Genomic DNA, 23,691 nt, shown 5'->3' with positions numbered 1-23,691 from the left:
TGGCGAGCCGCCGAGATCACCTGCACCCCAAGATGATCCACCATGGACCGACCACCAAGTTACGAGACGTCCCTTAAGCTGGCTCCCGGTGATCACTGGCCGACGGCGATGCTGATGGGGGTCTTCCGTGACCGGGGCGCAGGACGACATGCGCTTCGCGGTGCTGGGCCCGGTGGAGGTGTGGCGCGGCGGGCAGCCTGTCGATCCCGGTCCGCGCCAGCAACGCCTCATTCTGGCACTGCTGCTGGCACGGGCCGGCCAGCCGGTCGGCCTCGCGGATTTCATCGCGCTGTTGTGGGACGAGCGACCGCCGCGCAGCGCCGCGAACATCGTGCACCTTCACCTGGGTCGGCTTCGGCGGTTGTTCGAACCCGGCCTGCCCCCTCGTGCGTCCGGCCGGTGGCTGGCGAGTGACGCATCCGGCTATCGCATCGTCGTCGACGCCGAAGGGCTGGACCTGCTGACGTTTCGACACTTGGCGCAGCGGGCGCGGACGGCCGAGGATCCGTCGCAGGCATTGGCGGCCTATGTCGAAGCGCTGGAATTGTCGCGGGGGCCGTGCGCCGGAGCGCCGGAGTTGATCAACCGCCCGGTCGCCGAATTCGAGGCCGTCGACAACGAGTACGCCGATCTGGTGCGGGAGGCCGCCGACCTGGCGCTGTCCGCCGGAGCGGCACGGGGTGTGCTTCCGATGCTGCGGCGTGTGGCCCAGCAACGTCCTCTGGACGAGGCCGTTCAGGCCAGATTGCTGCTGACCTTGTCAGCGGTCGGGCAGCAGGCCGAGGCGATCGCTCTCTACCAGGAACTGCGCGGCCGGCTCGCCGATGACCTCGGGATCGATCCGGGCCGGGAACTCCAGGAGGCGTACCGTACGGTCCTGCGCAACGGCGATTCCGGCCCAGCCGAGACGGCGGAGGCACCACTGCGCTCCAACGACCCGTCGGCGGACGGCTTTTTCGTCCGTCCGGCCCAGCTGTTGCCGGACCTGCCCCACTTCACGGGCCGGGACCAGAGCCTGCGCCGGGCACTGGCGCTCATCCACGGCCGCGCCGGCGGGAACGCCCTGCGGATCGTGGCCATCGAGGGCATCCCCGGCGTCGGCAAGACGAGCCTGGCGACCCACCTGGCCTACCTGGTGGCCGACGAGTTCCCCGACGGCCAGCTCCACGTCGACCTCCGGGGCCTGGATCCGGACGCCGCGCTGACACCGGGCGAGGTGCTGGAGGACTTCCTGCACGCGCTTGGCGTCCGCGGACCGGACATCCCGGCGCGCGACCTGGCCCGGTCGGGGCTCTACCGCAGTCTCCTGGCCGAGCGCCGGGTGCTGATCGTGCTGGACAACGTTCGCGACGCCGACCAGGTCCGGCCGCTGCTGCCCGGTGCTCCCGGCAGCCTCGTCCTGGTCACGAGCCGGTACAGCCTGGCCGGTCTCGCCACGACGCACGGGGCTCACGTGCTCACACTCGACGTCCTGCCGACCGACGAGGCGCGCGAACTCCTGGTCTCACGCGTCGGGCCCGCCCGTGCTCTGGCCGAACGGCGGGCGCTGGACGAGATCGTCGACCTGTGCGGGGGCCTTCCGCTGGCCCTCGCCGTGGTGGCCGCCCGGGTCCTGGCCCGACCCGGATGTCGGCTGTCGGACGTCGCGCGCGAACTGCACGAGGCGCAGGGCAGCCTCGACGGATTCGGCTCCGACGACCCGGACAGCGACCTGCGCGCCATCTTCTCCTGGTCCTACCGCAGCCTCAGCCCTGCCGCCGCGCGACTCTTCCGCCTGCTGGCCCTGCACCCGGGCCCGGACATCACCCGCGCGGCGGCGGCGAGCCTCGGCGGCCTGTCCGCGCGCGACGCCCGCGAGGTGTTCGGCGAGCTGGTGCGAAGCCGGCTGGTCACCGAACGGCGGCCCGGCCGCTACGGCACCCACGACCTGATCGCGGCGTACGCGCGGGAACTGATGTTCGACGCCGAGCCCGGCCCGGAGCGCGAGGCGGCGGCGGACCGGCTGCTCGGGCTCTATCGGCGGACAGCGTACGCAGCCAATCTCTTCATCAATGCCGAGATCGACGCCGACCCACCGGCGGCGCCCGACGGGGTCGTCGACGAGAGTCCGCGGGACGGCCGGGAAGCCGCCGACTGGTTCGTCGCCGAGCGCGAGGTGCTCAAGGCGGTCATGCGTCAGGCGAACGACCGGGGCCGGGTGTACGACGCCTGGCAGTTGGAACTCACGGTGCAGGGCTTCTATCAGCGGGAGGGCTGGTGGCACGAGTGGGCGATGGTGGTGCGCGAATGCCTCGACGCGGCCGAGCGCGCCGGCGACTCGGCTGGCGCGGCGGAGATGCAGCGCAGCCTGGCTGGCGCCCACTTCTACGTCGGCGACAGCGAGTCCGCGCTGGCGCTGCTCGAACGGGCTCTCGTGATCTTCACCGAGCTTGGTAACGCGTCCCGCGAGGCGCTGACGTTACGCAATCTGGGCGAGGTGAGCTTCGCGGTGGGCGATTACGACAGGTCCGTCACCTGCCACCACCGGGCGCTGCACATGGCGGAGTCGCTGGGGGACCGGACGGCTCAGGCCGATGTGCTGTGCCGTCTCGCCGACGCTCAGTACGAGCTGGGCCGCCGTGCCTTGAGTTTCGAGACAATTGACCGAGCCCTGACCATGAGCGAGCAGCTCGCCGACGACGTCCGCCGCAGCGAATGCCACCTGCGGCGGGCCAACCTGCACCTGCGCGAACGGCAGTTCGCTGAGTCCTCGGCGGACTGGGCCGCGGCCCGGGAGCTCTCCCGAAAGGTCGGCCACCGCGTGCACATGGTCCGCGCGAGTGTGGGCCTCGGAGACACCGCCTACGCGATGAACGACTGGCCCGCCGCCCGCGCGGCATGGCTGGAGGCGCTCGCTCTGGGCAACGACTCGGATGGGCGGCAGGAGGAACAGATCCGGCGTCGCCTGGCGAAGCTCAGCCACGGCGCGGCGGCCTAGCCCGAGCGGGACACTACCGGCTCTACCTGTCCGCGCTGTCCAGAAGCCGGGTGAGACGCCTGGCGTCCTCCGAACCGGCCGTGGGATGGTAGATCACCAGGCCCTGTTCGGGCATTCCGGCGACGGACAGACGTTCCAGGTGCAGTTGCAGAGGCCCCGCGACGGGGTGTCGCAGCAGTGCGAGTTCGGTGTCACGTGTGACGACATCGTGCCGCTCCCACAACTGACGGAAGCTCTCGCTGCGTTCCGACAGCTCGGCCACCAGCGCCAGGAAGTCGGGACGGGCGGCGCCCCGGCCGACGGTGTCCCGCACGACAGCCACGAAACGGCGAGCCGTCGTCTGCCAGTCCCGGTAGAGGTCTCGCTCGGAGTCGACGAGGAAGAACGACCGCAGCCGGTTCTTCCCGGTTACCAGCTCGGGAGAAATCCGGAAGGCGCTGCGGTTGGCGGTGAGGACATCGAAGTTGCGCCCGGTCACGAAGGCTGGCAGGGGCAGGAGCCGGACGAGGTTCTCGACGCTGGACGGGACCCGTTCGCGGCCCTGCGTCGCCGGGTCCGCGTCGGTAGCCAGCGGTGTCGCCAGGCTCGTCAGGTAGGCGGTGGCCGCGTCGTCCAGCCGCAGCGCCCGCGCCAACGACCGGATGACCTGGAGCGAAGGTGTGCCTCCGCGGCCCTGTTCCAGACGCAGGTAGTAGTCAGCGCTGATGCCTGCGAGCAAGGCCACCTCCTCGCGGCGCAGACCCGCCACGCGCCGTCGGACTGTCCCTTCGGGCAATCCGACGTCACCCGGGCGGAGCTGCCCCCGACGTGCCCGTAAATAGCCCGCGAGCAGGTCCTCGGCCATACCGTCGATGCTAGCCACCGGCCGAAGGGCGGGCTGCCGGTACCGCCGGGTCGCCGGTGCCTGGGAGTGCCGATACCAGGAAGAAGGCGGCACTGCCTGCCTCGTCGCCGCCGGTTGATGCTGTTGGTGCGGTGTTCACGTCACCGGCGGCGTCGCGTGCGCCAGACGCCGACGGGTGATCGCCGCAGGGACATCACCAAACGGGAAGGACCAACGATCATGAGCAAGCTGGCACTCGTCACGGGGGCCACGTCGGGTATCGGCAGGGCCTTCGCGCAACGGTTGGCAGGGCTGGGCTACGACCTCATCGTCGTCGGGCGCCGCGAGGAACGCCTGAAGGAACTCGTAGCCGCGCACCCGGAGGTCAACGTCCGCGGCCTCGCGGCGGACCTGTCCACCGACGCCGGGATCGACGCCGTCGCTCAGCTCTGCGGCACCGAGGACATCACGCTGCTGGTGAACAACGCCGGTGTCGCGCACTACATGCCCCTGGCCGACCTGTCCGCCGAGAAGGCCCGCGAGCTGGCCCACGTCAAGACGGTGGCACCCGCCATGCTCACCCGGGCGGTCGTGGGCGGTATGCAGGCCCGTGGCGAGGGCACCATCGTCAACGTCGCCGGCATGATCGCCTTCAGTGGTCCCGCGCCGAGCTCGGTGATGCCGCGGCGCGCGGTGTACGCAGGCGGCCTGGCCTTCGCGGTCGCCATGTCGCAGACGCTCAGCGCCGAACTCGAGGGCACCGGTGTCCGGGTCCAGGTTCTGTGCCCTGGTGTGGTGGCCACCGAGTTCCACGAGCGTCAGGGCATGGACCTCAGCGCCGTACGACGGATGAGCGCCGACGACGTCGTCACCGCGAGCCTGCGCGGGCTGGAACTGGGTGAGGTCGTGGTGGCCCCGGGTGTCCAGGACGCGTACCTGCTGAACGCCATCTTCTCCGCGGAGCTGGCCGCCTTCAACGCGCAGAGCCCGGAGCTGGCGTCCCGGTACCGCGGCAACTGACGGCTCAGCCCTGTGGGATGGCGATCGGCCCTGGTCGTCAGCCCGCCCGGGTGGCGGAGGCACCGACCCGTTAACATCGCGGGCCGTACATCGGCCGGAACAACGTGGGGTGATCATGGCTGGCCCGTCCGCCCGCTTCGTGCTCTTTCCTGGGCGCCATCACCTGCTGACCCGCTTCCAGGCTGACTACCTGCGGCGGCTCGCCGAGGACGGCGCTACCACGATCGTCTGGGCGGTGACCTCCGCCAACCACGAGAACACCAAGCGTAATCCGGTCCCGTACCACCGCCGGGAAGCCGCGATCGAGCGATTCAGTGTGCTGAGCGGGCTGCGTTCGCTGGTCGTGCCGATCTTCGACACCGCGTACACCGACGACTTCGCCGAGGTGACCCTCAAGAACATCGCGGTAGCCACCGGACTCGAACTCACTCCTGCGGACACCCTGGTGGCATGCTCGACGCCGGAGGTCGCCAAGCTGTACGAGCGGCTCGGTTTCACGATCGCGCAGGTCGAGGCCGACCCCGAGCTACGGACCACGCCCGAACGGCCGTGGGACGTCCTGCTGCGCCTGGCCGCGGGCGACGACACGTGGCGCGAGCTGACGCACCCGGCGACGATCGACGTCTTCGAGCGCTACCGCCTGGTCGACGAGATCCGGATGGTGGTCAACGACCCGCTCGTCGGCGACGAGGGTGGCCTCACCGTCACCCGCGACTACCGGACCTACGTGGATGCCTTCGCCGGCGCAGCCGAGCGCAAGTGGGACGCCGTCCGTCAGTACGTGCAACCCGGCCGCATCGTCGATATCGGCTGCGGCGCCGGGGCGGTCCTGGAGTTGGCCGATCGGGAACCCGGCCTGCACGAGAGCGACCTCATCGGCGTCGAGGTCGCCCGGCACCTCTTTCAGGAGTGCCTGCACAAGAAGGCGCAGGGCGTGTTCCGCAACGCCAACGTGTACTTCTTCCACCGGAACGTCCTCGGCGGTGCGGTCCTGAAGGACCGGTCGGTGGACACCACCCTCACCTTCGCGTTGACCCATGAGATCTGGTCGTACGGGCGGCAGTGGGAGTCGCTGTTGCAGTTCGCCCGCCGCATCCACGACCACACGGTGCCCGGTGGCGTCTGGATCAACAGCGACGTGTGCGGCCCGGACGATCCTCACCGGCCGGTGATCCTGCGACTCGTGACAGATGACGGCGACAACCCGGCATCCCCGCGCCGGGATCTCGCCAGCCTGGACTCCGCCGAGGTCAGGCGGTATGTCGGCGGACTGTCGACGCGGGCGCGGCTGGATCAGTTCGCTGTCGACTTCGCGTTCCCCTTCGACTACGAGGCCCTGCCCGACGGCTCGGTACGCCTTGAACTGGGCTCCGCGATGGACTACCTGACCCGCAAGGACTACATCGACAGCTGGCTCTCCGAGACGAAGGAACAGTTCTGCGGCCTCGGTTTCGCCGATTGGACAACGCTGCTGACCGAAGCGGGCTTCGAGATCGCTCCTGCCTCCACCGCCGTCCGCAACGATTGGGTGATCGACAACCGGATCGCACCGGTCGCCTCTCTCGCCGACCTCGACGGCCGGCCCCTCGACTGGCCGACGACCCACATCCTCACCGTCGCCCACCGACCCTGGAACGAGTGAGCGCTCGCCCCGACGGGACGGGACCGCGCAGGGCCAGGGCCTCCACGGCGATTTCCCGTGGAGGCCCTGGCCACTGTTGGAGGACAGGTCCGGCTATCTCACAGGGCGCGGGTCCTGCTGGACCTTGAGGGCGTTGAGGATCGGGTCGCCCTCGCCCTTCTCGCGGCGAAGCTCGATCTTCAGATCGCCACCGGTGTGCTCGACGATGACCGTGTTCAGATCCGCCGTCAGCGCACCCACCTTCGCCTGTACGTCGTGGTCATAGAGCAGGACCTTGCCGCCGGCCAGCACATCGAAGGCACGCTTGCCGGCCTTCACCTTCTCGATCTCCGCGAAGTCGAGGCCGATCCGGTACGTCCCGGCGGGCGCGTTCTTGAACACGTAGCTGAACGTCTCGCCGGTCCGCTGGGTGCGGAACAGCGCGTCGTCCTGCGTACCGGCGATGTCGGCTTCGTGGCACGCGTCTTGCCGCCGACGTAGCCCCACGGCCGCGAGCCCAGCGCCTGGTCGGGCGACCAGACGAAGCCGTCGGTGCCAACGTGCCCGGAGCCGCCGACGTCGACGCCCTTCCAGTAGGCCGACGTCGCCAGGCGGACCGGCTTGAGCTGGGTTTCGCCCTTGCCGGCGTTCGACGCCACGAGCAGATCCCCGACGAGTACGCCGGGCGCGACACCCGCGTTCTTGCCCAAATCATCTTAGTCATTAAGATAACTGCATGGTCGTATCGACTGACATCTCCGTGGCAATCGCCGGCGCCGGTCTCTCCGGCCTCTGCCTCGCCCAGTACCTGATGCGCGCCGGCGTCGACGTGCACGTCTACGAGCGGGACCCAGGCCCCTTCGTCCGGCGGCAGGGCTACCGGATCATCCTCGACCGGTACGGGCTGGAGGCGCTGCGCGAGAGCCTGCCCCGCCCGCTGTACAACCTCGCGCTGACGACCGGCGACGAGCCCGGCGGGCAGCTCCGTTTCACCGACAGCCGGCTGCGGGACGCATTCAGCATCACCTTCAAGGACGATCCGTACGCGACCCGCCAGGTCGACAGGCTTACCCTGCGGTCGATCCTGCAGTCCGGGCTGCACCAACGCATCCACTACGGCAAGGACGCCGTCGCGGTGGAGACCGGCGGCCCGGCTGGGCTGCGGCTGCGGTTCGCCGACGGCGGGGCCGCCTCGGCAACCGTCGTCGTGGGCGCGGATGGCGTCGGCTCGGCGCTGCGCGCGCAGCTCATGCCGGACGCGGACCCGGCGAACACCCCGATGGCGGGCATCTACGGTCGGTCGCCCCTACAGCGCAACGGTGAGAGCGTCATCCCGGACGCGCTGCGTACCAGCGGGGTGCTGGCCATCGGCGACCGGCCGGGCCGCGCCTTCTTCTTCACCTCCATGCGGTTCGGCGAGAACCCGCAGGAAGCGTTCGCGCGCCTGGCCCCGGGCAGCTATGCGCCCACCGGCTACGACTACGTCATGTGGGGACTACTGCTGCGGCAGGAGGAGGTGCCCATCGGCATCCGTGGCGACCTGCTGGCGTTGTGGAGACTGGCCAGCCTGATGAGTGGGGACTTCCACCCGCTCGTCCGGCGGCTGGTAGGCACCGCCGAGCTGGACGCCACGGTGCTCAACCTCTTCGCCGCCGGCCGACGCCCGCACCGGTGGGCGGTACCCCGGGCCACGATGATGGGCGATGCCGTGCACGTCATGCCGCCGTTCGGCGCCCACGGCGGCAACACCGCGCTGCGCGACGCCGCCCTGCTCGGCAGGAAACTGGTCGAGGCCAGGGCGAGCGGCGCGCCGGTGGAGGAGGCTATCGCCGGCTACCAGGACGAGATGGTGCCGTACGCCTTCCGTGCCGTCGACACCGCCGCCCGGCTGATGCGCCGCCTCACCGGAGACGCGGCCGCGCCACACTGGGTGCTGACCCGCGTGTTACCTCGACTGCACCGGGTCACCGTGCCGGAGGCATGATGGCGGTCATGTCCCACGATCCGGCCCGTACCTCCACGATCGCCGATCTCATGCGCGCCGGGCGGGAGATGTCGCGGCTGTCCATGGTGTTCCGGTACGCCATCGCGGAGCGGCTGGGCCTCACCGTGAGCGACCTGGAGTGCCTGGACTACCTGGCGGACGCCGGATCCGCCACCGCGGGGCAGGTCGCCGAGCGGACCAACCTCACCACCGGGGCGGTGACCAGCATGCTCCGCCGGCTCCAGCAGGCGGGCTACGTGACGGCCGAGCGCGACCCCGCGGACCGGCGGCGGGTGATCGTCACCCTGCGGCCGGAGCGGATCGCCGAGCTGACGCGACCGTACGAGCGGTTCGCCGAGCGGGCGGCGCGGCTCATCGAGGGCTACAGCGTCGAGGAGGTCACGCTGTTGGTTCGGCACTATGACCGGATGCAGGCGATGTACCACGACGAACTGGACCACCTCCGCTGCGGCGACACCGCGCAGCGGTCTGCCTGAGGCGGCGCCGGGAAGGTGTGGTGATCAGGCAGTACGAGTGGGCGGGCCCGGCGTCACGCCGAGCCCGCCCGTTTCAGTCCGGACCTCCGGTCGTCACGCCCGAGCGACGAGCCGGAACTGTTGGTTGGTCTGTCCGTGGCAGTCGTACAGCTGGATCTGGGCGCCGTTGGCGGTGCTCCAGGCGTCCAGGCATCGTCCGGACTGGACGTTGCTGATCGTGCCGTTGGCGTTGATGTTCCACTGTTGGTTGGTCTGGCTGTGGCAGCTGTAGATCTGCACTGCCGCGCCGTTGCCGGTGCCTGCGGCGTCGAGGCACATGTTGCCGTACACCTGGAGTTGTTTTCCTGACGTGTAGGTCCAGGTCTGGTTGGTCTGCCTGTTGCAGTCGTAGAGCTGTACCCGGGTGCCGTTGTTACGGGAGGCGTTGGGTACGTCGACGCACCGGCCGGACTGCGTACCGACGATCTCGCCAGCGGAGGTGGGCGGGACGCTCGGCGACACGGTGGGGGTTGGCCCTGGCGTGGTGGGCCCCGGCGTGGTGGGCGTCGGGGTGGTCGGCGTCGTGGGCAGCAACGGGCAGGTGCTGCGGTAGCTGACCACTCCGCTGGAGTCCAGCAACGGGCAGAGGAACTGGCTGTACCGGGCGTCGTTGTCGACGAACATCTTGACGAACGGCAGCATGGTACGGACCATCACCGGGTTCGGTCGCCCGACCATGAATCCGTGGTCCGCACCGGCGACCTCAAGGTAGACGCTCTCCGTCGTGGACGGGAGGCTGTTGTACAGGCCGGTGGCGTAGGACGGGGTGACCACCGTGTCCGCCTGCCCAGACAGGATCATCGTGGGCACCCTGTCGTTGGCGAGGTTCGACGACGGCGAGTACGGCGCGATGCCGACCACTGCCTTCAACGACGAACGCCGCATGGCCGCGCTCAACGCGCCACCGCCGCCCATGGAGTGACCGGCGACCGCCAAGCGGGTGGGGTCGACGCGGTCGCGTACCGGGCTCTGCTGTGTGAGGTAGTCCAGCGCGGCGAGCAACTGGGTGCCCCGGGCCGTGTCGAAGTCGTTGCGGCTGTTGGTCTCGATGCCGATCACGACGAAGCCGTGGGAGGCCAGCCAAGGACCCATCCAGGCCAGTTCGGCGGAGAACAACGCCGTGTAACCCGGCGAGATGGCGATGGCCCCGAAGGTGCCCTGGCTGGTGTCGGTCGGGTAGTAGATCCTGCCGCCGTTGAAGCCGTACCCGGTCGGGACGCTCACCGACGTGTTGGCGAAGGGGCCGTTCACGGCGGTGACGCTGCTCTGGGTGGGGTCCGGGCCCCGCTGGTACGGATTGTCGGCGGCGGATGCCGAACCGGTCGCAACGGTGATGGTGAACATCCCGACCACGGCTGCGATCCCTACCGCGGCAAGCTTCAACACCCGTCCCCGAAAACGGGCGGGTACTCGGTCGGCATTGGTGGTCCCCGAGGGCGGTGGGTGGTGTCCGTTTTCTCGCACTGTCGGTGCCTCCTGGTGGTGGGGGAGTGCGGAACGGGCAGGCTCGGCTGCGTGCCGAGCCTGCCCGTTCCGGCGGTGTCCGGTTGTCAGCGTTGCAGCGTCAGCAGACCCGGCCGGTACGGCAGGAGCCCGTAGTCGCCGCCGGAGCTGGGAGAACGCCCCTGGTAGAGCAGTTGCAGGTTGCAGGCGTCAACGGTCATCGTCTGGTCGGCGTTGCTGCGGATCAGCTCGCCGTGACTGATGTCGTTGGTCCAGGTGGCGCTGCTGTTCGCCTTGCCGGCGAACGGGTTGCTCTCCGAGGCGGCCTGCGGCGTCCACGTGCCACCCAGGCTGGTGGCCGTGAACGAGCGGAAGTAGCGCCCGTTCGCGCCGATCGCCTCGACGAGCATGAGGTACCGGTTCTGGCCCTGGAGCTTGTAGACCTGAACGCCCTCGAACAGGTTGTTCGTCGAGTCGGTCATGATCGTCGTGTAGTTCGACCCGAAGCTGCCCGGGAAGTTCCCGATGGGCATGCTGGCCCGGTAGATCCTGCCGTTGTCCCCGGCGAAGAACAGGTACATGTTCTGGTCGTCACCGATGACTGCCTGGTCGATCGGGCCGGTGCTGGAGTTGGAGATGCTTCCGGTGAACAGCGTCTGCGCCGATGACCAGCTGTTCACGTTGGTCGGATCGGTCGACGTGCGGTACGAGAACGCCGTCGGACCCCACTGATAGGCCAACACCCAGACGTTGCGCGGCGCGAAGTAGAACAGTGACGGTGCCACCGCCGCGAACGGCATCTGGTTCTGCGACGCGGATCCCATCTGGTTCCAGTTCGAGAAGAGACCGAAGTTCATCGAGCCCCACGTCGTACCGGTGTCGTGCGTCGTGGCGTAGACCAACTGCTGGCCGTTGTACGGCGCGTGGGTGAAGTCCTTCAGCGACACCCAACCCGACCTCGGCTGAGCCAGCGCGCCAGTCGACGACCAGCGGTACGACGAGGGAAGATCACAGGCACCCGGCGTCGGGGTCGCCGTTGGCGTCGGGGTCGGCGTCGGCGTGGTACCGCCGCCGAGGGACGCGAGCCGGAACTGCTGGTTGGTCTGCCCGTTGCAGTCGTAGAGCTGGACCTGGGCGCCGTTGGCGGTGCTCCAGACGTCAAGGCACCGTCCGGACTGCACGCCGCTGATGGTGCCGTTGGAGTTGACGTTCCACTGCTGGTTGGTCTGGCTGTGGCAGCTGTAGATCTGTACCGCCGCGCCGTTGCCGGTGCCCGCGGCGTCGAGGCACATGTTGCCGTACACCTGGAGTTGTTTTCCTGAGGTGTAGGTCCATGCCTGGTTGGTCTGCTTGTTGCAGTCGTAGAGCTGCACCCGGGTGCCGTTGGTGGTCGACGCGTTGGGTACGTCGATACACCTGCCGGACTGGCTACCGACGATCTCACTGGCCGAGCCGCCCGGCGGAACGGTGGGCGTGACGGTGGGAGTCGGGCCCGGCGTGGTGGGCGTGGGGGTGGTGCCGGGGCCAGCGCTGTTCAGAGCCTCCAGGGTGGAGTTGTAGGCGGCCTTCTTGTTGCCGTTGCACTCGAACAGCAGCGGGGTGCCGCTGGAGCGCCACGAGTCGCAGTCACGCACGCCCCACACGGTGACACCGTTGCAGCGAGCCACGGCAAGGCAGTCGTTTACCACGTTGCGGTAGGTGTTGGCCTGCGTCGTGCCGGATCCCTCGATGTCCAGCTCGGTGATCTGCACGTCCACGCCGAGGGCGGCGAAGCTGGACAGCGTCGTGCGGTAGTTGCTGTTGTACGGCGAGTTGGCGTTGAAGTGCGACTGGAAGCCCACGCAGTCGATCGGCACCCCACGGGACTTGAAGTCGCGCACCATGTTGTACACGGCCTGGGTCTTGGCCCAGGTCCAGTTGTCGGTGTTGTAGTCGTTGTAGCAGAGCTTGGCGTCTGGGTCGGCGGAGCGGGCGGCGCGGAAGGCGGCTTCGATCCAGTCGTTGCCGGTGCGCTGCAGGTTCGAGTTGCGACGGGCGCCGCTGTTGCCGTCCTCGAACGCCTCGTTGACGACGTCCCAGGAGTGGATCTTGCCGCGGTAGTAGCTGGCGACGCGGGTGACGTGGTTGAGCATGGCGCTGCGCAGGGCGCTGCCTTCCATGCTCTGCATCCAGCCGGGCTGCTGCGAGTACCAGGCAAGGGTGTGGCCGCGGACCTTCCAACCCCGGGAGAGAGCGTGGTTGACGATCCGGTCCGCGTTGCCGAAGGTGAAGTTGTTCTGCTGCGGCTCGGTCGCGTCGATCTTCATTTCGTTTTCGGGGGTGATGCTGTTGAACTCGCGGTTCAGGATCGTCGTGTAGGCGCTGTCGCTGAGCTTGTTCGCGGCCACTGCGGCACCGAAGTACCGGCCGGACTGGGCTGCGGCAGCGCCGAGGGTCGTCTCAGCGGCCTGTGCGAGATTGGGCACCAGCGAAACAACCAGGGCCAGAATTATCGCGGCTGTTCCGGAAAAAGTGAGGGTTCGCAGTCGGGTGCGATTGGGGGGACGGGTCCGGGAATTCATGCTGATCCTCCAGTGGTGGATAGAAATTCCTGTCGCTGTTCCAGTGGGAGGCCCCGCTCGTACGCTGGCGGCCCGATGCTGAGTCCGCCTGGGCGGGCTGTGGCCCGCCTCAGGGCGTCCGTCCCCCGTTGCGACTCGGCTCGGGCTGCCTGACCAGCGTGTGAAGGGTTGCGGTGAGTGGCTTGGTCACCCGCTGGGAATTGGGTGCGGGCGCGGGGCTCTCGGTGGTGGACGTGCTCACCTGGCAGGTGGGTGGGCCTGACGTCGCGTGAGGCGCCTCCGGTGCTGAAGTGATCTTGTTAACGTTCACACTGATCGATGGACTACCAGGCTGGCAGAAAGTTCCAGGTTTTTCAACCGGTAGTTTCGGGCTTGTTACGGGTCGGGCGGCAGGCTTCGTGATCGGTCCGTGGCCGCCTGGGACAGCCTCGACCACTCGGCCAGGAGCGCGACGGCCTGCGTGGATGTACCGTCGCCGCATGACGGTGCTGCAGGAGTTTGTCGCCGCTCTTTCCAGCGGCCGGATCCAGGTTGTCGACCTCACCGCCCCGCTCTCGGACCAGACGCCGATCCTGGGTCTGCCCGAGCAGTTCGGCCAGACCTGGCCGTTCCAGCTCAGCGAGATCAGCAGGTACGACGACCGCGGTCCGGCCTGGTACTGGAACAACTTCTCCACAGGCGAGCACACCGGCACCCACTTCGACGCCCCGGTGCACTGGGTCACCGGCAAACAGGGCGCGGACGTCTCGCAGGTCCCGGTGAGCCAGTTGATCGCCCCGGCAGTGGTGATCGACCACTCCGCCGACGCCGCCGCCGACCCCGACTTCCTGCTCGAGGTCGCGCACGTCAAGGCATGGGAGGCCGAACACGGCGCCCTGCCCGCCGGAGGCTGGCTGCTCTACCGCACCGGCTGGGACGCGCACGGCGACGACCCGGAACGGTACGCGAACGCCGGGCGTACCCCTGGCATCTCCGTCGACTGTGCCCGCTGGCTGGCCGAGGAGTCACCGATCCAGGGTGTCGGCGTGGAGACGGTCGGCACCGACGCGGGCGCCGCGCACTCGTTCGACCCGCCGTTCCCGTGCCACTCGTTCCTGCTCGGCCAGGACAAGTACGGCCTGACCCAGCTACGTAACCTGGCACAGTTGCCGGCGACCGGCGCGGTGGTGATCGCCGGTCCACTGCCGATCGTGTCCGGGTCCGGCAGCCCGTGCCGAGTCCTCGCGCTCGTCGAGCGGTAGGACCGGGCAGCCGATGCGGGTAGCCGAGGTGGTCGGCCGGGTCCTGTACGGACACGGCGCACGGTACGTCTTCGGGGTGGTCGGCAGCGGCAACTTCCATGTCACGAACGCGCTCGTGGCGGCCGGCGCCCGGTTCGTGGCGGCCGCCCACGAGGGAGGCGCGGCGAGCATGGCCGACGGCTACGCCCGCACCTCCGGGACGGTGGGCGTGCTCTCGGTGCACCAGGGTCCGGGCGTCACCAACGCGCTCACCGGTCTCACCGAGGCCGCGAAGAGCCGTACACCGATTGTGGTCCTGGCCCCGGAGGCGACAGCGCCCCGGTCGAACTTCTTCATCGACCTGCCGGCACTCGCCGCCTCGGTCGGCGCCGACTTCCATCGGGTACGCGCGACGCACGCGGCGCAGGACGCGGGCGCGGCGTACCGGGCCGCCGCCCGGGGCGCGACTGTGGTGCTGGGCCTCCCGTTGGAGGTGCAGAGCGCCATGGCCGAACCGTGGTCCGGCCCGGTCCCGGCGGTCGAGTCGACACCGGTCACCGCCCCGCAGGTCGAGCCGCTGCTGGCAGCGCTGCAGGCAGCACGTCGACCGGTCTTCATCGCGGGTCGGGGCGCCCGGGCCGCACGGGAACCGCTGATCCGGCTCGCCGACGGGTGCGGCGCTCTGCTCGCGGTCTCGGCGGCGGCGAAGGGTCTGTTCGCCGGGAACCCGTGGAACCTCGACGTGGCCGGCGGCTTCGCCACCCCGCTGGCCGCCGAGCTGATCGGCGCGGCGGACCTTGTCGTCGCGTGGGGCAGCACGCTGAACATGTGGACCACCAGGCACGGCGAACTGATCCCGCCCTCCGCCGTCGTCGTCCAGGTGGATCACGACCCTGCGGCGTTCGGTGTGAACCGCCCTGTCGACCTGACAGTGGCCGGCGAGGTGACCGCTGTCGCCGAGGCGGTGCTCGGTCGGCTCGGGCAGGACGTCACGGGGTCCGTGGACGGCGGCTGGCGTACGCCGGAGTTGGCCCGACGGATTCGCGACAACGGCCGGTGGCGGACGGTTCCGTATCAGGATGAGGGCGGCGGCGCGCCGGCGACCATCGACCCGAGGACGCTCTCCGCCGCCCTGGACGACCTGCTGCCGCCCGACCGGACGGTGGTGGTCGACTCCGGCAACTTCATGGGCTACCCGTCGATGTGGCTCGACGTGCCGGACGTGGCTGGGTTCTGCTTCACCCAGGCGTTCCAGTCGGTCGGGTTGGGCCTGGCAAGTGCGCTCGGCGCGGCGGTCGCCCGGCCGGACAGGCTCACCGTCGCCGCGGTCGGTGACGGCGGGTTCCTCATGTCGGCTACCGAACTGGTCACCGCCGTCCGGCTGGCGCTACCTCTGCTCGTGGTGATCTACGACGACGCCGCGTACGGTGCCGAGGTGCACCATTTCGGCCCCGACGGGCATCCGCTGGAGACGGTCACCTTCCCCGAGACCGACCTGGCCGCTATCGCCAGTGGTTACGGCTGCGACGGGGTGACGGTCCGGACCGTCGACGATCTCGGGCCGGTACGGCAGTGGCTCGCTGGTCGGCGTACCCGGCCGCTCGTGGTCGACGCCAAGGTCAGCGGCTCGCGCGGCTCGTGGTGGCTGGAGGAGGCGTTCCGCGGCCACTGAGTCACCGCCGTGCGAGGATCCGTCGATGATCTCCGAACCGTCGCACCGAGAGTCCCTGCCGACAGTCCGGAGGCCACTGCGGCGACCGCCCAGCATCGTCGCGAGCATGTCGCTGCTGGCGTTCTGGTGGGCGTACACGATCGCCGTGGACGTGGCGTTGCTCGCCGACGTCGGTGGCGCGGGAAACTGGCTAGCCCTGGCCGCCTGCACAGTGGCTGTCGCGGCCGTGCTCCGAGGGCTCTGGCGCGGCGGGCCGACCGCCTGGCGGGTGATGCACTGGTTCGCTGCGCCGGTCGCCGCCGCGCTCCTGCTGGGGATCGGCAACCTCCTGCGCGTCGGGCCGCTCTCCGGGGCGCTGCGCTCGGGTGAGCTCGACCCGGGCATCGCCGCGGCGATGGCGTGCGGTCTGCTGGCGCTGCTAGCTCTGCTGGCCGGCGGGCTACTGGTGCGTACCTCGTCGGCCCGGGCCTGGTGTGGCCGCTGAACGCTGCCTCCGGACAGCCCGGATCCAGCAGGCGTGGATGTCTTGCTCCAGCGCTCCGACGGCGGGGCTCCGCGCGCTAGGTCGACGGGGTGACCCGCCGCGTAGGTGCGGGGCTGGTCGGAGGACGGTCGGCGGGTCGGCGCTGGCCCGGCGACGCGGTGCTGCGGCGTGCGTCCAAGGCGAGCAGGGCGAGGGCGGCAAGCGTCAGCACCCCGGCGGCGAGTGCCAGCGGGCGTGCCCCCATGGTGGGCAGGAGGCCACCGCCGAGCAGCGACCCACCGGCGATGCCGGCGTTGAAGGCGGTGCTGACGCCTGCCGACGCGATGTCGGTGCTGCCCGGAGCCAGCTGCAGCATGCGGCTCTGCACCGCGGAGGCGAACGCCGCGTAGGCGAGGCCGATCCCGGCGAGGAGCGCGACAGTGCCGGGCTGGAGCGTGCCGAGCGCGTACAGGCCGAACAGCGAGGCAGTGCCGATGCCCAGCGGCGTCAGCAGGGAGGTGATCGGCCGAGCATCCAGGGTGCGAGCCGCGACAAGGGTGCCGACGACGCCGGCCGCGCCGGAGACGAACAACAGCGGCGCCAGCACCGCGTCGGTGAAGCCGCTGACGTCGAGCAGGAACGGTGTGACGTAGGTCTGCAGGGTCATGAAGCCGCCGATGCCGAGGGCGGTCGCGATCAGCAACAGGGCGAAGCGCCGCCCGTGCGGTGCGGTGCCCTGTGCGGCGCCGCCAGCGGCCGGGGGATAGGAGGGAAGGAGGACGAACACCACGGCGGCGATCGCCAGACCGACCCCGGCCAGCACCGCGAACGCGACACGCCAACCGGCCTGCTGCCCGAGCCAGGTCCCGAGGGGCACGCCGAGGACCGGCGCGAGCGTCGCGCCGGTCGCGAACAGCGCCACCATTCGGCCGCGCACCGCCACCGGGAAGGGGCCGACCACGGTCGCCGTGGCGATGGACCAGAACACCGCCTGAGCGAGGGCCGTCACGAGGCGGGAGCCGGCAAGCACCGTGTACGTCGGCGCGAGCGCGGCGGTGGCGTTCGCGGCGGCGAACAGGAGCATCGTGACGGCGAGCAGTTGACGCCGGGGGATCCGCTGGGTCAGTCGGGTCAGCGGTATTGACGACAGTACGACCACGACGGCGTACCCGCTGACCAGCAGGCCGATCTGCGAGCGGGACCGGCCGAGGTCGGGTGCGATGTGCGTCAGCAGGCCGACGGGCAGCAGTTCGGTCGTGATGAACGCGAACGCGGCGAGGGAGAGCGCGACGAGCACAGCCCTCGCCCTTCGTGGCGACACCTCCGGCACCGTGGCCCACCCCCGTTCGTCGTCACCGTAATGGAGGGCCCCGACGCCCCCTCCGTTCGGGGGCCTGCCTGGTGGTCATAGCAGCCGGCGGCGGGCCAGGAGCCGGAAGGCCAGGTAGCCCGGCGGTACCGGGAGCCAGAACGTCGCGAGGCAGACCAGGATCACGGGGGGGCAGATGTCTCGGGCTGGTCGTACCGGGGGAGACGGCGATCCTGATCGGTGGTCTGGTGGCCCACGGTGGTGCGCTGCCGCTGTGGGCCGTGATCCCCATGATCGCCGGCGCGGGCGGGATGCGCTGGCCGGTGTTCCTCCGGGCGAACCTGGCCGGCGGGCTGGTGTGGTCGACAGCCGTGGCGCTGCTGGGCTACCTGGGCGGCGCCTCCTACCGCTATCTGGAGCGGGAACTGGGCATCGGCGAGTGGGCCCTGCTGGCCCTGATCGGCACCGGCGTGGCGTTGCGGGTGTGGCTGCGGGCCCGGCGCGGCCGATCTGGCTCGCACTGACCGGCGGCCGGCTCGAATGCCACCGGTACGCCGGCACCATCACCCGTCAGCGGCCCTGCAGGCGCTTCACGTTGTCGCCGAAGGTCCACCCCTTCGACCCGTCCCAGTTCGCCGACCAGGTCATCAGGCCCTTGAGGCCGGGCACGGAGTTCCATGCCTGCGTGACCAAAGACGTCGACAGGTAGCCGCCGCCCGCCCCGATCTGCGCGGGCAAACCCGGGACCTGCTTGTCGTACGGCACGCGGATGGTGGTGCCCTGGATGGTGAGGCCGTTGTTGAGGCACTGCGTCTGCACGGTGAAGCCCTGCACGGTGCCGGCCGGGTACGAGTCGCCGGCGCAGCCGTACATGCTGCCGTTGTAGTACTGCATGTTCAGCCACCAGAGGCGGCCGTTGTCCACGTACTTCTTGATCATCGGCAGGTACGAGCCCCAAATCGAGCCGTAGACCACGCTGCCGCCGGTGACGTAGGCCGTCTCCGGTGCCATGGTCAGGCCGAAGTTCGACGGCATCCGGGCCAACACGCCGTCGATGATCCGGATCAGGTTTGCCTGCGACGTCGACAGGGTGTTGATGTTGCCACTGCCGGTCAGGCCGGTCTCGATGTCGATGTCGATGCCGTCGAAGTGGTAGGCCGTCAGGATCGGCACGATCGTCGCGATGAACCGGTCGGCGACCGCGGTGGAGCTCAGGTCGATGCCCGCGGCGGCCCCGCCGATCGACATCAGGATGGTGGCGCCGGCGGCTTTGGCCTGGCACATCTCGGCCGGGGTGGCCACCTTCACGCCAGCGTCCATGCCGTTCTCCCAGAGGACCGTGCCATCCGAGCGGATCACCGGGAACGCCGCGTTGATCACGTTGTAGCCGTGCTGGTTCAGCCGGCTGTCGGTGATGGGGATCCAGCCGAGGCCGGGGTGGACGCCGTTGGAGGCGCCGTCCCAGTTCTCCCAGTAGCCCTGCAACACCTTGCCGGTGGGCCGTGACTTCACCGCGCAGGTCCCACCCGTGGGGGGAGGCGTGGTCGGTGGCGGCGTGGTGGGCGGGGGAGTCGTCGGTGGCGCGGTCGTCGGTGGCGGCGTGGTGGGTGGCGGTGTGGTTCCCGAGCATGCGCCCAGGTCACGCCACAGCGACGGGGTCGCGGCGGGGTTCCAGCCGGCGCCGGGGTGCGCGGTGTGGGTGACAAGTGCCTGGTAGAGCCGGCCGCCGTAGGTGACCTGGGCGCCCGTCTGGTAGGTGTTGCCCTCGGCCCACGCCGGGGCGGTGCAGGCGACCATCGCGACGGCGTTGGCCGAGGACACGGCCGCCATGCTGCTGGGGACGAAGGCGACGGCGGCCGTGAGGGTCATTGCCGCCCCGGCTGCCACTGCGAAAATCCGACGGCTCCTCATGGCCAACTCCCCAGGCTTCGGCGTCCCGCGACCTCCATATATTGACGTTCGTGAAGGCTAATATCAAGGATTGTTTACAGAAGGCGGGAAGTTGGGGAGTGCGGAGTGGCCGAGGTGGTTGGTGCCGAACCGGGCCAGAGCCCCTGACCCTGACCACTTTGGACCTCGCGGCAACGCTCCGGCCTCCGGCCCGGCGGCTGGGCGGCACCTGCGCCACTCCCGTCGTGCTCGACGCCGGTTGCGGCAGACGGCGAAACGTCGGCATTGGCGCGTGGTGAACGACGGCTATCCCGGACGGCGGTCCTGCGTCGATCATTGCTCGAATCGACGTGAGTCATTCTCACCTCCGGGTGGAACGCCCGGGCGCGGAGGGCGAGAGGTCGGCACCGGCAGCCGGGCGTGACGAACGGCCCGACTCCGCGTCCCCGGAGGACCCCATGCTCAGACCCGCCCTTCGTGCTCGGCTCGCGGCCCTCACCGCCGCCGTCCTGACCGCGAGCGTCCTGACGGTCGCCACCCCGCCGTCACCGGCGCTCGCCGCCAGCACCTTCACCCCCGACGACTACTGCCTCGGCCAGTGCGCCGACATCCTGCCGCCCGGGCAGAACGGTAACGCCACGCTTGTCGCCATCCTGGCCCACCAGGCGCTCGGCACCCGCCCGGCGCATTCCAGCGACCAGCTCGACGAGTACGCGAACCTCGTCTACAACTACGCCGGGCTCACCGACGAGCAGATCGCCCACTTCTTCAACGACGCCTCGTTCGGTGTCCCCGCCGCGCAGGTCGAGAGCACCGTCTCACCGCGGTCGGACGTCACGATCGTTCGAGACAAGGCCACAGGAGTTCCCCATGTCACCGGCACCACCCGCGCCGGCACCATGTTCGGCGCCGGCTACGCCGGGGCCCAGGACCGGCTGTGGGTGATGGACCTGCTGCGCCACGCCGGTCGCGGCACGCTCACCTCGTTCGCCGGCGGCGCGCCGGGCAACCGTGAGTTGGAGCAGAGCATCTGGGCCAACTCGCCCTACTCGGAGGCGGACCTCCAGGCGCAGGTGGACGCGCTGCGCCTCAAGGGCGCCAGGGGCCAGCAGCTCTACACCGACGTGGTCGACTACATCGCCGGCATCAACGCCTACATCGACAAGTCGATCGCCGACGACAACTACCCCGGCGAGTACGTGCTGACCGGGGCTGGCAAGCCGACGCACTTCACAATGACCGATCTGATCGCCACCGCCGGTGTCGTTGGTGGGCTCTTCGGCGGTGGCGGCGGCAGCGAGATCCAGTCCGCGCTGGTCCGCGTGGCCGCCCGGGCCAAGTACGGCGCCACCGAGGGCGACCGGGTCTGGCAGGGGTTCCGCTCGCAGAACGACCCGGAGACCGTGCTCACGCTGCACAACGGGCAGAGCTTCCCGTACGGCGCGACACCGCCGGGCGCGACAAGCGCGGTGCTCCCCGACGCCGGCACTGTCGTCGCCGAACCCCTCGCGTACGACGCCACCGGCGGGGCCGCCGCCCGCGCCGGTGCCAGCAAAGCCACAAACGAACTGCTCGGCGGCCTGTCCAACCTGCGCGCGCACGGCATGTCCAATGCGGTGGTGGTCTCCGGAAGTCACACCACCACCGGCAACCCCGTCGCCGTGTTCGGCCCGCAGACCGGCTACTTCGCCCCGCAGCTGCTCATGCTCCAGGAACTCCAGGGGCCGGGGATCAGCGCGCGCGGCGCCGCGTTCGCCGGACTGAACCTGTACGTGTTGCTCGGTCGTGGTCAGGACTACGCCTGGAGCGCCACCTCCGCGTCCCAGGACCTGACCGACACGTACGCCGTGCCGCTGTGCACCACCGACGGCAGCGCCGCGACGCTGCGCTCCAACCGCTACCTCTACCGCGGCCAGTGCCTCGCGATGGAGGTGCTGGAGAAGCGCAACTCCTGGTCGCCGACGCTTGCCGACTCCACACCGGCCGGCGCGTACACGCTGCGCGCACTGCGCACCAAGTACGGACTGGTGGCCTACCGGGGCATGGTGGACGGGAAGCCGACGGCGTTCACCAAGCTGCGCTCGACCTACCGGCACGAGGCCGAGTCGGCGATCGGCTTCCAGGCGTACAACGACCCGTCGGCGATGGGCAGCGCTGCGGCGTTCCAGGCCTCTGCCGCCAACGTCGGGTACGCGTTCAACTGGTTCTACGTCAACTCGACCGAGGCGGCGTACTTCAACTCCGGCTCGAACCCGGTCCGCCCGTCCGGGCTCGACCCGAACCTTCCGGCGAAGGCCGAACCGGCGTACGAGTGGACAGGCTGGAACCCGGACACCAACGGCGCCACCTACATCCCGACGTCGGCCCACCCGCAGTCGGTGAACCAGGACTACTACGTCAGCTGGAACAACAAGCAGGCGCGGGACTTCGGGGCGGCCGACGGCAACTTCAGCTTCGGCTCCGTACACCGGGGTCAGTTGCTCGACGGCCCGGTGCGCGCCGCGATCGCCCAACGCAAGCTCGGCCGCGCCGACGTCGTCAAGATCACGGCCGACGCGGCGGTGACCGACCTGCGCGGCCAGCAGGTTCTCGGGAACCTGCTGCGGGTGTTGGACAGCACGCCTGTCACCGATCCGGCGCTCGCCGACGCGATCGGCAAGCTGCGGGCGTGGCAGCAGGCCGGCGCGCGCCGGGTGGAGACGTCCGCCGGCTCGAAGATCTACCAGCACGCCGACGCCATCCGGATCTTCGACGCCTGGTGGCCGCTGCTCGCCTCGGCGCAGTTCCGCCCCGGCCTCGGGCCGGACCTCTACGCCGCGCTCGTCGACGCCATCGAGGTCAACGAGGCGCCGTCGGGCGGCCAGAACGGAGGCCGCGACGGCACAGTGAGCTGGGCGCCGCAGGGGCAGGCGCACAAGGGCTCGGCGTTCCAGTACGGCTGGTGGGGCTACGTCGACAAGGACGTGCGGACCGTGCTCGGCGACCCCGTCGCCGGCGGGCCGGGGCGCGCGTACTGCGGCAACGGCAACCTCGGCGCGTGCCGGCAGGTGCTGCTCGACACCCTCGGCAGCGCCGCGGCGGCGCCGGCCACGACTGTCTACCCGGGTGACTCGTCCTGCGGAGCCGGTGACCAGTGGTGCGCCGACTCCATCGCCCACTCCGGGCTCGGCGGCATCACCCACCCGGTGATCGCCTGGCAGAACCGTCCCACCTACCAGCAGGTCGTCTCGTTCCCGGCGCGGCGCGGCGACAACATCACCAACCTGGCGCAGGGACGGCCGGCCACCGCGTCGAGCACCCAGTTCCTGACCAGCAACACCCCGGCCAAGGCGGTCGACGGCAGCCTCAGCAGCCGGTGGGCGAGCAGCTACAACGACAACCAGTGGCTCCGGGTGGACCTCGGGGCGGCCCGGACGGTCAGCCGGGCGGTGCTGCGGTGGGAGGCCGCCTACGGCACCGCGTACCGGATCGAGGTCTCCGGCGACGGCAGCTCCTGGACGCCGGTGTTCGCCACCACCACCGGCAACGGCGGCGTCGACAACGTCACCTTCGCCCCGGTCACCGCCCGCTACGTGCGGGTGTACGGGGTCAGCCGGGCCACCTCGTACGGGTTCTCGCTCTACGAATTCGAGCTCTACGGACGGTAATGACCTCTCCGAAGGGCCGGCGGCCAACCATCCGCCGGCCCTTCGGGCATCCGCGTCGATCGGCGGGCGGTGGAACCGGCAGGTGCGGACAATGGTGCCTGTGGAACCCGCGTTCGTCCTGCACCACCACCGCAAGCCCCGCCCGCACTTCGACCTGCGGCTTGAGGAGGCCGGTGTGCTGCGCTCCTGGGCGGTGCCCCGCGGCCTGCCGGACAGCCCCGACGACAACCGGCTCGCGATCGCCGTGCCCGACCACCACCTCGATCACCTCACCTACGAGGACGCCGACAAGTCGATCGCCGACATCGGCACCTGGGAGGAGCACGACCGCACCGAGCGTCGAATGCTGTTCACGTTGAACGGCCGCACCGGTCGTCGGCGGTACGCGCTCATCCGCACCGGTGAGGGCTGGCTGCTCCACCTCACGAAAGAGCAGCCCTCGGACGAGCGCGGTTAGAAGGTCGGCCCGCACTCCGCACGCCGGGCTGCTGGCCCGGAGCGTTGGAGCATGGTGGGGAAACTGCT

17 protein-coding genes are annotated in these 23,691 nt (G+C 70.0%); 11 read left to right on the top strand and 6 right to left on the bottom strand.

Annotation, left to right across the window (positions count from 1 at the left end; all coding sequences use genetic code 11):
- The first annotated feature begins 127 nt into the window (after positions 1-127).
- On the top strand, positions 128-2,977 hold the full coding sequence (locus ACPXB1_RS24200; RefSeq protein WP_355628109.1) for an AfsR/SARP family transcriptional regulator: 2,850 nt from the start codon (positions 128-130) through the stop codon (positions 2,975-2,977).
- 22 nt (positions 2,978-2,999) lie between these two features.
- On the opposite strand, the gene ACPXB1_RS24195 is transcribed toward ACPXB1_RS24200, so the two are convergent.
- The gene (locus tag ACPXB1_RS24195) at positions 3,000-3,821 is read right to left on the bottom strand and encodes a helix-turn-helix transcriptional regulator (protein WP_355628107.1); all 822 of its coding nucleotides are present in this window, start codon (positions 3,819-3,821) and stop codon (positions 3,000-3,002) included.
- 219 nt (positions 3,822-4,040) lie between these two features.
- Between ACPXB1_RS24195 and ACPXB1_RS24190 the strand changes: the two genes are divergently transcribed.
- Positions 4,041-4,820, top strand: a complete 780-nt coding sequence (locus ACPXB1_RS24190; protein WP_355628104.1) for an SDR family NAD(P)-dependent oxidoreductase — start codon at positions 4,041-4,043, stop codon at positions 4,818-4,820.
- Between the two features lie 115 nt (positions 4,821-4,935).
- On the top strand, positions 4,936-6,462 hold the full coding sequence (locus tag ACPXB1_RS24185; protein ID WP_355593295.1) for a class I SAM-dependent methyltransferase: 1,527 nt from the start codon (positions 4,936-4,938) through the stop codon (positions 6,460-6,462).
- Positions 6,463-6,555: 93 nt separating this feature from the next.
- Here ACPXB1_RS24185 and ACPXB1_RS24180 read toward each other — a convergent pair whose 3' ends face one another.
- Positions 6,556-6,948, bottom strand: coding sequence for a malectin domain-containing carbohydrate-binding protein (locus tag ACPXB1_RS24180; protein ID WP_425735815.1), 393 nt, complete (start codon positions 6,946-6,948; stop codon positions 6,556-6,558).
- A 229-nt stretch (positions 6,949-7,177) separates the two neighbouring features.
- Between ACPXB1_RS24180 and ACPXB1_RS24175 the strand changes: the two genes are divergently transcribed.
- Both ACPXB1_RS24175 and ACPXB1_RS24170 read left to right on the top strand, forming a co-directional pair.
- Entirely contained in the window at positions 7,178-8,425 is a 1,248-nt protein-coding gene (locus ACPXB1_RS24175) for an FAD-dependent oxidoreductase (protein WP_355593299.1), read from the top strand.
- Positions 8,426-8,433: 8 nt separating this feature from the next.
- Entirely contained in the window at positions 8,434-8,922 is a 489-nt protein-coding gene (locus ACPXB1_RS24170) for a MarR family winged helix-turn-helix transcriptional regulator (RefSeq protein ID WP_355593301.1), read from the top strand.
- Between the two features lie 93 nt (positions 8,923-9,015).
- Here the strand turns inward: ACPXB1_RS24170 and ACPXB1_RS24165 are convergent, their stop codons facing one another.
- Together ACPXB1_RS24165 and ACPXB1_RS24160 are read right to left on the bottom strand one after the other, a co-directional pair.
- Positions 9,016-10,305: a ricin-type beta-trefoil lectin domain protein gene (locus ACPXB1_RS24165; protein ID WP_355628161.1), complete on the bottom strand. Its 1,290-nt coding sequence runs from the start codon at positions 10,303-10,305 to the stop codon at positions 9,016-9,018.
- A 206-nt stretch (positions 10,306-10,511) separates the two neighbouring features.
- Positions 10,512-12,965, bottom strand: coding sequence for a non-reducing end alpha-L-arabinofuranosidase family hydrolase (locus ACPXB1_RS24160; protein WP_425735814.1), 2,454 nt, complete (start codon positions 12,963-12,965; stop codon positions 10,512-10,514).
- 479 nt (positions 12,966-13,444) lie between these two features.
- On the opposite strand from ACPXB1_RS24160, the gene ACPXB1_RS24155 reads away from it, so the two are divergent.
- The 3 genes from ACPXB1_RS24155 to ACPXB1_RS24145 are packed head-to-tail and all read left to right on the top strand — an operon-like array spanning position 13,445 to position 16,341.
- Positions 13,445-14,206 carry a cyclase family protein gene (locus ACPXB1_RS24155; protein WP_355593303.1) on the top strand — a complete coding sequence of 254 codons (762 nt, stop codon included), beginning with the start codon at positions 13,445-13,447 and terminating at the stop codon, positions 14,204-14,206.
- 13 nt (positions 14,207-14,219) lie between these two features.
- The gene (locus ACPXB1_RS24150; RefSeq protein ID WP_425735813.1) at positions 14,220-15,857 is read left to right on the top strand and encodes a thiamine pyrophosphate-binding protein; all 1,638 of its coding nucleotides are present in this window, start codon (positions 14,220-14,222) and stop codon (positions 15,855-15,857) included.
- Between the two features lie 25 nt (positions 15,858-15,882).
- On the top strand, positions 15,883-16,341 hold the full coding sequence (locus ACPXB1_RS24145) for a hypothetical protein (RefSeq protein WP_425735812.1): 459 nt from the start codon (positions 15,883-15,885) through the stop codon (positions 16,339-16,341).
- A gap of 76 nt (positions 16,342-16,417) precedes the next feature.
- Here ACPXB1_RS24145 and ACPXB1_RS24140 read toward each other — a convergent pair whose 3' ends face one another.
- Positions 16,418-17,641: an MFS transporter gene (locus ACPXB1_RS24140; protein WP_425735811.1), complete on the bottom strand. Its 1,224-nt coding sequence runs from the start codon at positions 17,639-17,641 to the stop codon at positions 16,418-16,420.
- Positions 17,642-17,877: 236 nt separating this feature from the next.
- Between ACPXB1_RS24140 and ACPXB1_RS24135 the strand changes: the two genes are divergently transcribed.
- Entirely contained in the window at positions 17,878-18,153 is a 276-nt protein-coding gene (locus ACPXB1_RS24135; RefSeq protein WP_425735810.1) for a DedA family protein, read from the top strand.
- Between the two features lie 46 nt (positions 18,154-18,199).
- Here ACPXB1_RS24135 and ACPXB1_RS24130 read toward each other — a convergent pair whose 3' ends face one another.
- Complete coding sequence (locus ACPXB1_RS24130) at positions 18,200-19,540, bottom strand: carbohydrate-binding protein (RefSeq protein ID WP_425735809.1); 1,341 nt, start codon at positions 19,538-19,540, stop codon at positions 18,200-18,202.
- Positions 19,541-19,977: 437 nt separating this feature from the next.
- Between ACPXB1_RS24130 and ACPXB1_RS24125 the strand changes: the two genes are divergently transcribed.
- Both ACPXB1_RS24125 and ACPXB1_RS24120 read left to right on the top strand, forming a co-directional pair.
- Entirely contained in the window at positions 19,978-23,166 is a 3,189-nt protein-coding gene (locus ACPXB1_RS24125; protein ID WP_425735808.1) for a penicillin acylase family protein, read from the top strand.
- 91 nt (positions 23,167-23,257) lie between these two features.
- Positions 23,258-23,623 carry a DNA polymerase ligase N-terminal domain-containing protein gene (locus tag ACPXB1_RS24120; protein WP_334550724.1) on the top strand — a complete coding sequence of 122 codons (366 nt, stop codon included), beginning with the start codon at positions 23,258-23,260 and terminating at the stop codon, positions 23,621-23,623.
- Positions 23,624-23,691 lie beyond the last annotated feature (68 nt).

The sequence above is a fragment of the Micromonospora sp. DT68 genome (genome assembly GCF_049847245.1).
Lineage (GTDB): Bacteria > Actinomycetota > Actinomycetes > Mycobacteriales > Micromonosporaceae > Micromonospora > Micromonospora profundi.
Note: the sequence above shows the minus strand (reverse complement) of the source record. Positions and strands in the feature narration are given on the sequence as shown.

Excerpts from the sequence above, each read along its gene's own strand:
- ACPXB1_RS24195 (WP_355628107.1), bottom strand. The coding sequence starts at position 3,821 with ATGGCCGAGGACCTGCTCGCGGGCTATTTACGGGCACGTCGGGGGCAG.
- ACPXB1_RS24190 (WP_355628104.1), top strand. The coding sequence starts at position 4,041 with ATGAGCAAGCTGGCACTCGTCACGGGGGCCACGTCGGGTATCGGCAGG.
- ACPXB1_RS24185 (WP_355593295.1), top strand. The coding sequence starts at position 4,936 with ATGGCTGGCCCGTCCGCCCGCTTCGTGCTCTTTCCTGGGCGCCATCAC.
- ACPXB1_RS24175 (WP_355593299.1), top strand. The coding sequence starts at position 7,178 with ATGGTCGTATCGACTGACATCTCCGTGGCAATCGCCGGCGCCGGTCTC.
- ACPXB1_RS24170 (WP_355593301.1), top strand. The coding sequence starts at position 8,434 with ATGTCCCACGATCCGGCCCGTACCTCCACGATCGCCGATCTCATGCGC.
- ACPXB1_RS24165 (WP_355628161.1), bottom strand. The coding sequence starts at position 10,305 with ATGTTCACCATCACCGTTGCGACCGGTTCGGCATCCGCCGCCGACAAT.
- ACPXB1_RS24160 (WP_425735814.1), bottom strand. The coding sequence starts at position 12,965 with ATGAATTCCCGGACCCGTCCCCCCAATCGCACCCGACTGCGAACCCTC.
- ACPXB1_RS24155 (WP_355593303.1), top strand. The coding sequence starts at position 13,445 with ATGACGGTGCTGCAGGAGTTTGTCGCCGCTCTTTCCAGCGGCCGGATC.
- ACPXB1_RS24150 (WP_425735813.1), top strand. The coding sequence starts at position 14,220 with ATGCGGGTAGCCGAGGTGGTCGGCCGGGTCCTGTACGGACACGGCGCA.
- ACPXB1_RS24145 (WP_425735812.1), top strand. The coding sequence starts at position 15,883 with ATGATCTCCGAACCGTCGCACCGAGAGTCCCTGCCGACAGTCCGGAGG.
- ACPXB1_RS24130 (WP_425735809.1), bottom strand. The coding sequence starts at position 19,540 with ATGAGGAGCCGTCGGATTTTCGCAGTGGCAGCCGGGGCGGCAATGACC.
- ACPXB1_RS24125 (WP_425735808.1), top strand. The coding sequence starts at position 19,978 with ATGCTCAGACCCGCCCTTCGTGCTCGGCTCGCGGCCCTCACCGCCGCC.
- ACPXB1_RS24120 (WP_334550724.1), top strand. The coding sequence starts at position 23,258 with ATGGTGCCTGTGGAACCCGCGTTCGTCCTGCACCACCACCGCAAGCCC.